At 38.6% G+C, this 14664-nt stretch carries 14 protein-coding genes; all 14 read left to right on the top strand.

Annotated elements, in window-relative coordinates:
- Positions 1-42: 42 nt before the first annotated feature.
- Positions 43-1365 (top strand): hypothetical protein, encoded by a 1323-nt coding sequence (locus MKY29_RS04600; protein ID WP_340879128.1) that lies wholly within the window; start codon positions 43-45, stop codon positions 1363-1365.
- Positions 1362-2234: a Gfo/Idh/MocA family oxidoreductase gene (locus tag MKY29_RS04605; RefSeq protein WP_340879129.1), complete on the top strand. Its 873-nt coding sequence runs from the start codon at positions 1362-1364 to the stop codon at positions 2232-2234. Before MKY29_RS04600 ends, MKY29_RS04605 begins: the two co-directional genes overlap by 4 nt.
- A 233-nt stretch (positions 2235-2467) precedes the next feature.
- On the top strand, positions 2468-3550 hold the full coding sequence (locus MKY29_RS04610) for a CdaR family transcriptional regulator (protein WP_340879130.1): 1083 nt from the start codon (positions 2468-2470) through the stop codon (positions 3548-3550).
- Positions 3551-3850: 300 nt separating this feature from the next.
- The gene (locus MKY29_RS04615) at positions 3851-5260 is read left to right on the top strand and encodes an FAD-linked oxidase C-terminal domain-containing protein (protein ID WP_340879131.1); all 1410 of its coding nucleotides are present in this window, start codon (positions 3851-3853) and stop codon (positions 5258-5260) included.
- Positions 5253-6560 carry a (Fe-S)-binding protein gene (locus MKY29_RS04620; protein ID WP_340879132.1) on the top strand — a complete coding sequence of 436 codons (1308 nt, stop codon included), beginning with the start codon at positions 5253-5255 and terminating at the stop codon, positions 6558-6560. The genes MKY29_RS04615 and MKY29_RS04620 overlap by 8 nt, the downstream gene beginning before the upstream one ends.
- Positions 6561-6564: 4 nt before the next feature.
- Positions 6565-7578, top strand: coding sequence for a DctP family TRAP transporter solute-binding subunit (locus MKY29_RS04625; protein WP_340879133.1), 1014 nt, complete (start codon positions 6565-6567; stop codon positions 7576-7578).
- Positions 7579-7590: 12 nt separating this feature from the next.
- On the top strand, positions 7591-8085 hold the full coding sequence (locus MKY29_RS04630; RefSeq protein WP_340879134.1) for a TRAP transporter small permease: 495 nt from the start codon (positions 7591-7593) through the stop codon (positions 8083-8085).
- A complete protein-coding gene (locus tag MKY29_RS04635; protein WP_340879135.1) occupies positions 8082-9404 on the top strand; it encodes a TRAP transporter large permease in 1323 nt (440 codons plus the stop codon). Before MKY29_RS04630 ends, MKY29_RS04635 begins: the two co-directional genes overlap by 4 nt.
- Before the next feature lie 15 nt (positions 9405-9419).
- Positions 9420-10166, top strand: coding sequence for an SDR family NAD(P)-dependent oxidoreductase (locus MKY29_RS04640; protein WP_090565370.1), 747 nt, complete (start codon positions 9420-9422; stop codon positions 10164-10166).
- Complete coding sequence (locus MKY29_RS04645; RefSeq protein WP_340879136.1) at positions 10159-10659, top strand: PPC domain-containing DNA-binding protein; 501 nt, start codon at positions 10159-10161, stop codon at positions 10657-10659. Before MKY29_RS04640 ends, MKY29_RS04645 begins: the two co-directional genes overlap by 8 nt.
- Complete coding sequence (locus tag MKY29_RS04650; RefSeq protein WP_340879137.1) at positions 10643-12118, top strand: class I adenylate-forming enzyme family protein; 1476 nt, start codon at positions 10643-10645, stop codon at positions 12116-12118. The genes MKY29_RS04645 and MKY29_RS04650 overlap by 17 nt, the downstream gene beginning before the upstream one ends.
- Before the next feature lie 2 nt (positions 12119-12120).
- Positions 12121-13254, top strand: a complete 1134-nt coding sequence (locus MKY29_RS04655; protein ID WP_340879138.1) for a thiolase C-terminal domain-containing protein — start codon at positions 12121-12123, stop codon at positions 13252-13254.
- 4 nt (positions 13255-13258) lie between these two features.
- Positions 13259-13558 carry a Zn-ribbon domain-containing OB-fold protein gene (locus MKY29_RS04660; RefSeq protein ID WP_340879139.1) on the top strand — a complete coding sequence of 100 codons (300 nt, stop codon included), beginning with the start codon at positions 13259-13261 and terminating at the stop codon, positions 13556-13558.
- Between the two features lie 151 nt (positions 13559-13709).
- Complete coding sequence (locus tag MKY29_RS04665; RefSeq protein WP_340880807.1) at positions 13710-14660, top strand: bile acid:sodium symporter family protein; 951 nt, start codon at positions 13710-13712, stop codon at positions 14658-14660.
- Positions 14661-14664 lie beyond the last annotated feature (4 nt).

Below are 14664 nucleotides of genomic sequence, written 5' to 3' on the forward strand. Positions count from 1 at the left end.
ATTAGCAATCATGTGTCTTTTCCTACTGGAAAGGAAGAGGATATGAAATCTTATATAAAGGTAGGAGTAATTGGTCCGACTTGGATTTATGACACACTTGTTCGCTGCTTTAACCTTTTCCCTACCATACAACCGATTTTCCGTTTGTCTGATGAAATAGATAGAGCAAAAGAATTCACAGCGGAGCTAAGAGAAAAAGTAGATTGTCTATTTTATTCGGGACGAATTCCATATTTGGTCGCTAAAGAAGAGGTGCCAATGGAAGTTCCAGCATTTTATATACCGTTAAAAGGAGCGGGATTATACCAAGCGTTTTATAAAATGAAAAATAAAATGAATTTCACTCATATAAGTTTTGATGGAATTCAAAGTGACTATATTGAAATTGTAAAAGAAAATTTAGAAGAAACGTTTAGTTATGATAACTACAATAACTTAGTTTCTCTTGAAAACGTGGACGAGATTCTAAATTTTCATATGGAAAACTTGGGGAAATCTTCTTCTACGGTTGTAATTACAAGCTTGAAATTGGTAAGTGAATTATTGACAAATAATAATATTACAAATGAATGGCTGAAGCCTTCAGAAGAAGATATTATTGTGTCTATTGAAAGAATGCTATTAGGAACTAATCAACGAAAGCAAAAAGAAATGCAAATTATTATAGGAAGAATCTTTATAGAAAACTCAACTGCTATAGCAAATGATTTTATGACAGAGCAGCAAATACAAAAAAGAAATCATACTACATATCGAATGTTACTCCATTTTGCTGAGCAAATGAGCGGTTATTTGACTGCATTAAGTAGCACAGAATATTTGTTTGTCACAAACCGTGGAATATTTGAAAGAGTTACAGAAGGGTATAAAGTATTGCCGATTGTAGATGAATTGAAGAAGAAAATAGGTGTAACCTTATCTATTGGTATTGGATTTGGATTTTCTGCATTAGAGGCAGGCTCTCATTCGAGAGTAGCACTTATTCAAGCACAAGAAAACGGCGGAGATAGCTGTTATATAGTTAGTGAAGATAGAAGTGTATTTGGACCAATTGATATAGCGGCACCTATGAAATATCCGCTTGCAGTGACAGATCAACTCTTAATCCAAAAATCAGAGACAGTCGGTATGAATGCAGCGAACATAGAAAAGACGATGGCTCTAATTCGAAGAAAAAAGAAAAATGAATTTACGGCCCATGAGCTTGCTTCTGTTTTGGGTATTACACCAAGGAGTGCTCATAGAATTGTTCAATCATGGTTGGATGCTTCTTTAATAGAGGTGATTGGAACAGAGAAAATGTCGAGAAGAGGTAGACCACGCCAGGTTTTCACACTATTAAATAGTGAGGAGAATAGTATATGAAAATAGGTTTAATAGGGTTGGATACATCACATAGTGAAATTTTCACGAGGTTATTAAATGATTCTCAGGCTTCACATTATGTTGCAGGAGCTAAAATAACTCATGCTATCCCAACGTATTCTAAGGATTTACCTATTAGTCGTGAGCGTTTCCCTAATTACTATAAAATAGTCACAAGTAAATATGGAGTAATACCAGTTGAAGACGTTGAAGAGCTAATGACTGTTGTCGATGCAGTAATTATTGGAACAGTTGATGGAAGAAACCACTTAGATTGGTTTAAGAAAGTAGTTAGCTATAGTAAACCGGTTTTTATTGATAAACCAGTTGTTATGAGCAGCGACGAAATGAAAGAATTGATTAATCTCAGTAAAGTTCATCACACTCCAGTCATGAGTTCCTCATCCTTAAGATTTTCAGAATCAGTCATAGCAGCAGCTAATAGTACAGAAATCGAGAGTGGCTACTTTTTTGGACCAACACCTCGCCAACAACAAATGCCAGGATACTTTTGGTATGGAATTCACTTACTAGAGATGGTTGTAACAATTTTTGGTATGAAAGTTAAACACATAAAAATAGAAACATATCCGGATTGTGAACAAATTCATATGACATTTGCAAGTGGAAAACATGTAATCATCAGAGGAGAAAACGACTGGCATAATCGTTTTGGAGCAATCCTTCATTCAAAGGAAAGCGTTCATTCCCTACGATTATGGGAAGAAGAGAAGCCTTACTACGCAGGACTAATCGAGCAAATCGTGCATTTCTTTGAAACTGGAGTATCACCAGTACCGATAGAGGAGACGGAGCAAATTATCGAATTGATAGAAAGGATTGCGTCCCTGTGCAGGGAACAATTCTGAAAGTTAACTACAATTTGGTCCCTGTGTAATAAACAATTCGGAATAGTATTGAAATTACGTCTTACACAGCGGCACCTCGAACGCACACTCTCTAGGCTTCAACTGGAGGGTGTGTTTTTTTGTGTCCCTGTGTGGCGAACAATTATAAATATTAAGAAAAAATGTGTTATTATATTATTCATGTAGTATGCAATATATAGGCGAAGTAGTTTAATCGCAAAGGGGAGTTGAAGATGTTTAGTTTAGAGGTTTTAGGGCAGCAAATTGTGGAGGAGCTCTCAATGCTTATTGACCAAAGTGTTTTAGTCACAGATCGCACGGGATTCATCATAGCTAGTACAGATCCTCAGAGGTTGAATTCGTTTCATGAAGGGGCTTCAATATCAATTAAAAGTCTTAAACAATTACATATGACGGAAGAAATGAGTAAAGAGTTAAGAGGTGTTCGGCCAGGTATGGTCATGCCGATTGTTATTGAAGATAAGGCTATTGGCGTTATTGGGATAACAGGTACACCTAAAACAGTGGAAAAGTATGCAAAGCTTGTTCGGAAGGTAGTAGAACTTTTTATAACTGATTTTTTGTCTCGTCAACAAAGGGAACGGTCAGTCAGGGAACTGGAGTACTTTGTCTCCGATTATTTTTTAAAGGAGCTGTCTGACACAGAGACGGAGAAAAAAGCGAAATTATTGGGGTTTCCCATCGAAAAATTTTGCCGCATAGCTATCTTGCAGGGAAGTCAGTATATTGATAAAGAAATAGTAGAGCGTATGAAGAATAACCAAACCATTCATCCAGATTTAATGATCGTCCGGTCTGGGTTAGGGCAACTAATCTTTTTTATACCAGAGGTAGAGAAAAATCATCTGATTTCATCCTTTGAGAAGATGGAGATACGGTTAATGAAGATATACGGAGATTTTCAACCAATTGGAGTAGGTCAGCAAGGAGACTTAAAAACTTCATTTTTACAGGCGCAGACCGCTATTAACATTTCTATCCGACAGAAAAATATCGTTTTTGAGGAAGACCTTAAATTGGAACTTTTATACTATGACCTTTCGGATGAAAGCATCCATACTTTTTTGAGCAGAACGATTAAGCCCATTTTAGAGGATTTGGAGCTCTTAGATACTCTGGACTGTTATTTTAATGATAATGGAAGTCTTCAGGAAATTGCAGATAAATTATTTATACATAAGAATACCTTGAAATATCGGTTATCCAAAATTGAAAGTATGCTTTCTATGCAATTGTCTAATCGAGCACATCTAGCTGAGATCTATACTGCTTATAGACTTTATAAACGAATTTAATCTCCATGACAAAGATAGATTAAATTCTTCATACAGATGCAAAAACCATGAATTTCGATTCATGGTTTTTTTGTGGTAATTATGTAGTTTACCTTTATGACTCTGACGAAAATTTTTTCAATCCGTAAAACAAGTAACTAGCTCTAATTATCAGAGTAGCGAAGATTTTTCTTTGTCCAAATGGACAAAAATAAACATCAGTATATTCTGAATTATTGGATGATTGGACATTTTAAAACAACTCGTAGTTTTGTAGAATTCTTGTAAGCGCTATCAAAGATATCGCAGAGGAGGGAATAAATGTTGCTGTGGATAGATGAAATTCGAGGAATAGTAGGAGATGCAAATATAAAGACATCTGCTGCACATCTTACAAGCTATAGCTATGATGCAGCTGCTGGTTTCCAGTCATTACCGGATGCTGTTGTATCTCCCGCTTCTACAGAAGAAATTCAAAAAATTATGCTTGTCTGCCAGAAGTATCTTGTTCCAATCGTGCCACGTGGTTCCGGTACAAATTTAGCAGCTGGTACTGTTCCTACTAATGGAGGAATTGTACTTCTTTTTAATCGAATGAACCAAATAATAGATTTTGATGAAGCTAATTTGTGCATCAATGTACAACCAGGCATTATAACACTGGATCTCTGTAATTATGTTGAAGAACGAGGATTATTTTATCCTCCTGATCCGAGCAGTATGAAAATTTCCACCATCGGAGGGAATGTTAGCGAAAATTCAGGCGGTCTTCGAGGACTCAAGTATGGAGTAACGAAGGATTACGTCATGGGACTGAAAGCTGTGTTACCAAATGGGGACATTATTAAAACCGGTGGTAAATTGGCGAAGGATGTAGCAGGTTATGATTTGACTTCATTACTTGTTGGAGCAGAGGGGACTTTAGGAGTTATAACAGAAATAACTCTAAAACTAATACCACTACCACAGACACAGAAAACAGGGATTGCCTACTTCCACTCACTAGAAGCTGCTGCTTCTACGGTTTCGGAAATTATAGCTGCAAAAATTATACCGGCTACGCTTGAGTTTATGGACCGAGGCACAATGGATGCAGTGGAGTTATTCATGGGTCTTGGCTTGCCGACCGACGCAGAAGCGATGTTATTAATGGAACAGGATGGATCAACAGAGACAGTTAGTTCCGATGTTGCCAAAATGATTGAAATTGCAAAGAAGAATGGGGCAACCTCTTCTGCTATTGCAAATTCCAAGGAGGAAGCGCTTCGTTTAAAAGCTGGAAGACGAAGTGCACTGTCAGCACTTGCACGGAAACGACCGACTACGATTTTAGAGGATGCTACGGTTCCCCGCTCTGAACTAGCTGAGATGGTTCGTGAGATTCAAAGAATTGCAGAAAGGCACCATGTTGAGATTTACACCTTTGGTCATGCGGGAGATGGCAACCTACATCCCACCTGTTTAACAGATATACGAGATGAAAAAGAAATGCAAAGGGTAGATGCTGCCTTTACTGAAATATTTGAAGCTGCAATTGCACTAGGAGGAACGATTACTGGAGAACACGGTGTAGGAGAGATGAAATCTCCCTACTTGGAATGGAAGATAGGGTTAGAAGGTATCACGCTCATGAAGTCTATTAAACAAGCGATTGACCCGAATAATGTATGCAATCCTGGGAAGTTGTTTGCTAAATCTACAAAACCAAGGGTGGTGGTGCATTATGGCTAGCGCACTCGCGGAGCGGATGCAGAAAAGCTTTCAGGAGCACGTACAAGAGGATTTGCTAATGGACTGTATGCGTTGCGGTTTCTGTTTACCAGCTTGCCCTACTTATATTACGACTGGGCAAGATGAAACACACTCTCCTCGCGGTCGAATCGCTTTAATGAAGGCTGTGAGAGATGGTGTTGTGAAGTGGGATGGGTCAGTGGAGGAAGCTTTTGATGTCTGTCTTGGTTGTCGTGCTTGTGAGCCAGCTTGTCCAGCAGGAGTGCAATATGGAACGTTAATAGAGGAGACAAGACATGCCATTAAAGATGCAAAACCTACCACTCTTAAAGAAAAGGCAATTAGAAAAGTAACGTTTGATGGGCTGTTTGCAGATCAGAGGCTAATGACAGGTACAGTGAAGCTGATTGCTTTATATCAGGCAACTGGTATTCAAAAAGTCGCTCGTAAAATTGGATTTATGGATCTTTTCTCCACCCAGCTTAAAGAGATGGAGGCAGTCCTACCTAAAATTTCTTTAAAAAAACCTAAAAGGGAAACAACAGCTATTTCAACAAAAGTAGCATTTTTCACAGGCTGTCTCATGGATACAATGTTTCAACAAACTAATCAGAGAACTATCGAACTTTTAAATATGTTAGATGTGGAAGTAGAGATACCTTCTGGGCAACAATGCTGTGGTGCACTTCATGGTCATAGTGGTGAGGTGCCGAAAGCAAAGCGTAACGCGGAGAAAAATATACGAGCATTCGATCATGATGACTATGATTATATTGTTCAAAATGCTGGAGGCTGTGGAGCATTTCTAAGTGAATACGGGAAATTACTCGGTACAGAAGAAGCAGCAAAATTTTCAAAAAAAATTATTGATATTTCATCTCTATTAGTGAAATTAGGAATGGTGGAAATGCTTCCACAAAGTAAAAATGAATCATCGGCAATTGTTACATATCAAGACTCTTGTCATTTACGCAATGTGAATGGAGTTTGGAGAGAACCACGAGCCTTACTACAAGCAGCACCTGGTTATCAGTTTCAGGAAATGCCAAATGCAGCAGGCTGTTGTGGTTCCGCGGGAATTTATAATATATTGCAACCTGAAATGTCGAATAAAATTCTAACCCAAAAGATGAAAGGGGTGATAGAAGTCGCACCTATGAAAATAGTGACTTCCAATCCAGGCTGCTTACTTCAAATGAAGGTTGGTATTGAAAAAGAAGGTTTATCTGATCAAATGGAGGCTGTACATATCGTTGATTTTATATACGAATCAATGATCAATTATAAAAAAGGGGTGTAAGGAAATGAAAAAATTAAAACGTTCCATCTTTACGACAATCGGGTTATCAGCAGTTCTACTTTTAGGAGCATGTGGCGGAGAGGAATCTTCTGCGGAGGATAAGGAATATAACTTAAAGATGTCGGTAACAGTTTCCGAGTCATCTACTTGGTATGAAGCAGCAGAAAAGCTAAAAAAGGATCTAGCAGAAGAAAGTGATGGTCGTATTAATTTAGAACTATTTGCAAATGAACAGTTATCTGGAGGAGATTCCGGTAAAGCAGTAGAGGGACTCTCAAAAGGAACTATTGATTTAACTTTCAACTCAACCATCATTTACTCCATTTTGGATGAACGTTTCGGTGTCGCTTCAGCACCATTTCTATTTAACAATTTAGACGAAGCAGATGCGGTATTTAACGGAGATGGTGGAGATCAACTGAAAAAAGTATTAGCTGAAAAAGGAGTACAGGCTTTAGGATATGGGGAAAACGGTTTCCGTCAACTAACTAACAGTGTACGTGAAGTAAAAGGTCCGGAGGATATTAAAGGACTGAAGCTTCGTATACCAGGAATTACGATGTATACAGATTTATACCGTGAACTTGGTACTGACCCAGTAACGATGACTTTCTCCGAGGTATTTACTGCATTACAACAAGGAACGATTGATGGTCAGGAAAATCCTATAGACGTTATTTATTCATCTAAGCTAAATGAAGTACAAGATTACATGACAATGTGGAACTATTCGTATGATCCACTAGTGCTTGGGATGAACAAGAAACTGTACGATTCGTTAAGTGATTCGGACAAAGAGCTTTTTGATCGACTAGGGAAAGAAGCGGCAGCATATCAAGTTGAGCAGGCACGTGAAAAAGAAGCAACCCAAATTGAAGAATTAAAAGCTAGTGGTATGCAGTTCTATGAGCCGACTGACGAAGAACTTGCTGCATTTAAGGAAGAAGTACAACCACTATACGATAAATACAAAGATATATGGGGTGCTGAATTACTGGAAGCTTTCCAAAAGAGATAAGGAGGTTGTCGGATGAAAATCCTTAATAAAGTAGAAGAAATTATTCTAGTCTTAGCATTACTAGCAATGACAATTATTGCTTTTGCTAATATTATTTCTAGAAATTTTGCTCAGATATCTCTGTCTTTTACAGAGGAATTGACTATTAACCTCTTTGTCCTTCTTACTTTTGTAGGTACTGCCATGGGTGTGCGTAATTACTCACACCTTGGCTTTACACTTTTATATGATCTAGGTGGAAAAGTTTTGAAACGCAGTATGATTGCCATTTCAACAATTTGTGGATTAGTTCTATTTGGAGTCCTGTTCTGGTATGGAATTCAGACGATTTTATTCCAAATGGATATGGGGCAGAAAACGCCTGCACTCGGATGGCCAACATGGGTGATGACTTTGTCACTTCCAATTGGGGCAATTTTATGTATCGTGCGCACATTACAAGTTGGATGGCAGGAATGGCAGCTAAAGGACCCGGCATCTACATCTAAGGAAGGAGAGCAACTATGATTGCCTTACTGTTATTTGGAGCATTCTTTGTACTGATTTTCCTTCGTGTACCTATTGCGATTTCACTTGGGATCTCATCATTAATCGTATTAGTTTCGTCAAATGGGTTGTACGGTTTAGAAGCGGTCACGGATATTATGTACACAAGTGTAGCGAAATTTACCTTACTGGCTATTCCATTCTTTATATTAGCTGGAGTTATTATGGATCATGTTGGGATTTCCAAACGTTTAATAGAATTTGCACAGGCTATGGTTGGTCATAGAAAAGGTGGCATTGTTCTTGTAACTGTGTTAGTGGCTGTTTTCTTTGCAGCTATATCGGGATCTGGTCCGGCAACTGTAGCAGCAATTGGTGGTATTCTCATACCGGCAATGGTTAAAAGTGGTTATACCAAAGAAACAGCTGGAGCATTGGTTGCGAGCTCAGGGGCAATTGGTATCATTATCCCACCTAGTATTGCATTCATCGTTTTTGCTGTAGTGGCTGGTGATCAGATTCCTATTACGATAAACCGTCTTTTTTTAGCAGGAGTAATTCCTGGCTTGCTTATGGGGTTAGCATTCATTGTTGCTGCATTCTACGTGCGTCGTAAGGAAGAGAAAAAAGGCATTTTTCATGCTGATGAGGCTGTAGTTCAAAAAGCTTCTGGTAAAGAAAGATGGCAAGCATTTGTTAGGGCATTGCCGGGCTTATTTATTCCTTTCATCATTTTGGGAGGAATATATGGTGGATTTTTCACTCCTACGGAAGCCGCTGTAGTTGCGGTAGTCTACGGCTTAATCGTTGGCTTATTTGTATTAAGAGAAAATCTTTTCAAGAGCATGTATCGTATTTTTGTAGACGCTTCTCTTCAAACTGCAGTCGTAATGATTATCGTTAGTGCCGCATCGGTATTTGCTTACATAATTACAACAGAACAAATTGCTCGTGATATGAGTGATACGATTTTATCGATTTCGAGTAATCCAGTTGTCATTCTTTTATTGATAAATTTATTGCTTTTAATCGCAGGTGCTTTTATCGATGCAATTTCAGCTTATTATATATTCGTTCCTATATTACTGCCAATCATGCTTTTCATAGATATGGATCCAACCGTGTTTGGTGTATTCATGACAGTCAATTTGGCAATCGGTCTTTTTACACCACCAGTAGGACTCAACCTATATGTAGCGGCAGGTATATCTAAGACGAATATTATTGGTATATCAAGAGGGGTACTACCATTTATAGTGGCGGCTATTATCGTTTTAATGTTAATCACATTTGTTCCAGCCATATCAACGTTTTTACCTGATCTAATGAATGTAAAATAAAGGAGGAAATAAGGGATGAAATTTTCAAAAGAAGTAGCTATTATCACTGGTGCAGCTAGTGGGATCGGTCAGGCTGTTGCTATACAGCTCGCTAAAGAAGGAGCAAATGTAGTTCTTGTTGATTTGAATTCATGTGAAAAAACAATTGCTCAGTTAGGGGATTCTGTTTACTTAGAGTGCTTAGGAGATATTCGAGATAAAGATTTTGTCCAAGCAACCGTTGCAAGGACGATTGAAAAATTTGGTGAAATACATATTTTGGTTAATAATGCAGGTACATGTAGTCGACTCGATTTAGAAGATATGACTGTCGACATGTGGGATCGTGATTTAGATACCAATTTAAAAGCAACTTTCTTGTTTAGTCAGGCATGTGTTTATCCACATATGCGCGACGCCAATTATGGACGCATTGTCAATATTAGCTCCATCTCTGGAATAAATGGCGGAGTCGTTTCCGGTGGAGAAAAGAATGGTCGTTCTGGTCCAGCATATTCTGCTTCTAAAGGAGGGGTTATTGCTCTTACGAAATGGATTGCAAAAGAAGTAGGCAAGTACGGTATTACATGTAATTCGGTAGCACCAGGTGCTGTAGCTACAGGGATTACTGCAGGAATTGCCTACGATACATCTGACCAGGTTATTGATCGAATGGGAACACCAGACGATATTGCAGAGGCAGTATTATATTTTTCCTCCAGAGCAGCTAGCTATTCAACTTCTCAAGTATTGAAAGTGGATGGAGGTTACAGTATTGGTTAAGGTTCCCCTTCAATCCGTCTATGACACTACAACTCAGAGAATCGTAGGGCGTCTGACAAAAGATATAGATCTTTTCAAAGGTATTAAAGAGATTTGTCAGGAGCATGGAGTAAAGGCTGCTCACTTTCAATGTATTGGGTCATTGCAATATGCTACTTATGTTCAGGTTGAGCGTGATGGAACGCAAGGTCGGATTAAATATTCAGCTAAAAAGTGTACGCATTCCCCTGTAGAATTATTATCTGCAACAGGTTTTGTCGGATACGATGAACAGGGCAAAACGGATATTCACATGCATGGTGTATTTGTAGACTGCGATTCTGTCATTAGTGGAGGACATTTCTTAGAAGATGAAAATCCAGTAGCTGTAACGATTGAATATATTATTTTCCCGTTAGAGGACGTAGTAATGCAACGAAGAGAAGATGAGATTTGGGGAATGCCAGTATTTCAATTTTCGAAAGGTGGACTTTTAAATGGAGACAATAAGTAAGTTGGCTTTAAAGGCTGCAGATGCCAATCCAGATAAGGTTGCAGTGAAGGACAAAGATCGTTCATTCACCTATAAGGAATTTAAAGAAAGAACATTAGCTTTATCTGCATACTTTCATGCGAAGGGTATCCAAAAAGGAGATCGTGTAGCGGTATTAATGAAAAATCGAGCCGAGCATATTGAATTGGATGTAGCACTTGCACATGCTGGAATTATAAAGGTACCGCTTAATTACCGTCTTCATTTCAAAGAATTGGACTATATGATTAATGATGCAACTGTTTCCTTACTTATCGGAGAAGAAGAGCTATTGTCTACACTTAGTGGAAATCTTCCACAGCTAACTATAGGGGAAAAGTATGAAAAGGTTATTAAAGAACATTATGGACAAGTATTTTTGGAGCAGGTAGATGAAGATGATATATTTGCCATTATGTATACATCAGGTACGACTGGTAGTCCTAAGGGTGTAATGTTGAGTCATCGAAATATGATCGCTGGTTCCCTATCATTATCGCAAGTCTGTAATGTAGATTATTCGGATATCATTGGACATGTTGCCCCATTGACACATGGTAGTAATTTTCTAAGTCATGTTGCCTGGCTATATGGTTTATCACAAGTTGTCTACGATAAATTTGAATCAGATCAATTTTTGAATCATTTAAAGGAAGATCAAGTAAGTATTATCTTCATGGTGCCGACGATGGTGAATCTGATGATACAGGATCCAGCGTTTGATGCAACAAAACTAGAAACTCTTAAATCCATTAATATGGCCGGTTCTCCTATTGCTTCGACTAAGCTTAAGGAAGCATTGGATAAAGCAGGAACCATTTTTGTGGAAACCTATGGACAGGTGGAGGCTCCAATGTGCATCACAATGATGCCTCGCCATGAGCTCCCGAATAGACTTGAGTCATGCGGGAAAATCGGGCCCTTTGTTGATATGAAAATTGTTAACGATGAAAACGAGGAAGTCGCACACGGAGAAGTCGGTGAAATTATTTGCAAAGGCTCATTAGTCATGAAGGGTTATTGGAACAATAAAAAAGCAACAGATGAAACACTTGTAAATGGGTGGCTGTATACAGGAGATTTGGGTTGGAGAGATGCATTAGGATTTTTACATATAGTCGATCGTAAGAAAGACGTTATTATATCGGGTGGAGTTAATATTTATCCTCGTGAAGTAGAAGAAGTTTTAAATCTGCATCCAGGAGTGAAAGAAACATGCGTAATTGGTGTGGAAGATGAAAAGTGGGGAGAGAATATCGCTGCCTATGTCGTCTTAAATGGTACTGTTGGAGTCGAGGAAACTGAATTGCTAGCCTTGTGTATGGATCATTTAGCAAGTTTCAAAAAGCCAAAAGAAATACACATTGTAGATGCGCTACCTAAGAGTTCATATGGAAAGATATTGAAACGTGAATTAAAGTCACAACATGTAGGAGTGTAAGGATGACAAAAACATATATACACGGTGTGGGTATGACGAAATTCGGAAATCATTCGGACAGAACCTTAAAAAGTTTGTTATTAGATGCAAGTCGTCAGGCACTAGAAGCAGCAGGTAGACCTAAAATTGACGCAGTATTTGTAGGGAATTTTCTTTCTGGTAGCATGAGTAATCAGGAGATATTAGGTGCAATCGTCGCAAACGACCTTGGCCTTGGTTATATTCCTACTGCAAAAGTAGAGGGTGCCTGTGCATCAGGTGGTATCGCACTACGTCAAGGAATACTAGGGGTAATGAGTGGAGAATACGATACAGTTTTAGTAGCGGGCGTAGAAAAAATGAAGCATGCAAATACTCCAGATGTAACGCAGGCTATTAATGCTGCTATGGATACCGATTCAAATGAAAAGCACGCAGGACTTACATTCCCAGGGTTTTTCGGTGTACTTGCTCATAGATATTTCCATGAAACTGGAGCAACCAAAGAACATTTAGCAATGGTCGCTTTGAAAAATCGAGAAAATGCACTTAATAATCCACTTGCTCAATTCCAGAAAGCAACATCCATCGAAGAAATTATGAATGCTCGTCTAATTACCGAGCCTTTAGGATTATTCGACTGTTCTCCTATGACTGATGGGGCAGCAGCGATAGTCATTTCTAGGAAACCAAGTAGTATCCATGTACGAGCTTCTGCACTTGTATCAGGTCCTACACAAATGCAGGATGCAGCAGAATTGCTATCTATTCCTGCAATTGGAGAATCGGGAAGACGTGCATACGAAAAGGCAGGGTTAGGTCCTGAGGATATTGATGTTATAGAAATTCATGATTGTTTCTCCATGACAGAAATCATTGCTATAGAGGAACTAGGATTTTTCAAAAGACTCGAGGGTTGGAAAGCAGTAGAGGCGGGACATACGAAACCTGGAGGCAAGAAACCAGTTAATACAAGTGGTGGGTTGTTATCTAGAGGTCATCCAATTGGAGCGACGGGGCTTTCTCAGATTTATCAGCTCGTTCATCAGCTTAATGGCACTGCCCCAAATCAGGTAGAGGGTGCAAGAATTGCACTCGCACAAAATTTAGGTGGAACAGGCTCTTACTCAGCTGTTCATATCTTGGAGAGGTTGTGATTACATGAAAGTTTATACTTGTTGCGGGCATGACACAGTTGTAAAGCGTATATACTGTCCGAGTTGTGGTACCTCAGATATACAAGAGCAAGAGATTTCTGACCATGGAACAATATATAGTTTCACAAAAATCCATGTTCCACCCATTGAGTTTGCAGAAATTGCTCCATATAATGTGGTATTGGTACAGCTGATGAATACAACTGCTAAGGTTACTGGCCGCTTAATGGGCGATGTATCGATTGGAGATACTGTTGAATTGGATCGAGTCGAAAATGGGGCTTACCTTTATAAAAAAGTATAAATGAAAACCTGTGCTTTTTTAGCACAGGTTTTTTAGGAATAAGAAAAATACAAAGGCACTTGCCCAAGGTAGTTTATGAATTTTTTTTGAATGTAATGATAATAGAATTAGCGATACTCTGTTTGTTAGGAGAAACCGTTAGTTTAAGGTGGTGTACTCTTTGAAATTTATTGCTTCGCTTATTTCACGATTTTTGCCTGTTTGGATTGTGGCACTAGCTTGTATTGCATATTTTTTCCCAGATGCTTTTCGAGGGTTTCGAGGTTGGACAGGATTTGGTCTTGGCGCAATTTTCCTGTTAATGGGTATGCAACTTGCTACAACACAACTTATCGCTGCGATTAAACACCCTAAAAATGCCCTTATTGGAATAATCCTAAAGTGGACTGTAATGGTTGGGGTATCTATTGGAGTGGCTTACTTATTTTTTGGGGACTATCCAGAAGTAGCTATTGGGGTTATTCTTTCTGGAACAGTTCCTAGTGGTACATCAGCTAATTTATTCTCTTATATAGCAGGAGGAGATGTAGCATTAAGTATTACGATGGCCACTCTAGATACCATAATATCTCCAGTACTAACACCTTCTTTAACTCAACTATTTGCAGGTCAGCTTATTCCCATTGAGTTTTGGTCAATTTTTTTAAATATTATTTATATCGTTTTTATTCCCTTATTTTTAGGTGTTTTTTTACAATGGAAATTCAGCCATAGCGTCAATAGGGTGAAACCTTATACATCTATTCTCTCTCAGCTAGCCTTGTTTTTAATTATTGTTTCGGTTATATCAAGTGCACAGTCTTCCCTTGAGGAAAATTTACATCTACTGCCACTTATTGGGTTTGCAGTTTTACTTCAGGTATCCATTCCGATGTTTGGTGGCTATTACTTAGCGAAAGTGCTTAAGGTAGGGGAAGCAGCAGCACGTTCAATTTTATTTCAAACTGGAATTTGCAATACTGCACTGGCAGCTACTTTGGCTTTAGAGCATGTGAGTTCGCTTGCAGCCGTCCCAGCAGTAGTGAATATGGTCATCAACTTGACGCTTGGAGCTATCATGTCGAATTATTTTGCTCAGAAACACAAAGTCGTTCCTGAGTAAAATC

It is taken from the genome of Psychrobacillus sp. FSL K6-2365 (genome assembly GCF_038003165.1).
In the GTDB taxonomy this organism is placed as follows: domain Bacteria; phylum Bacillota; class Bacilli; order Bacillales_A; family Planococcaceae; genus Psychrobacillus; species Psychrobacillus psychrodurans.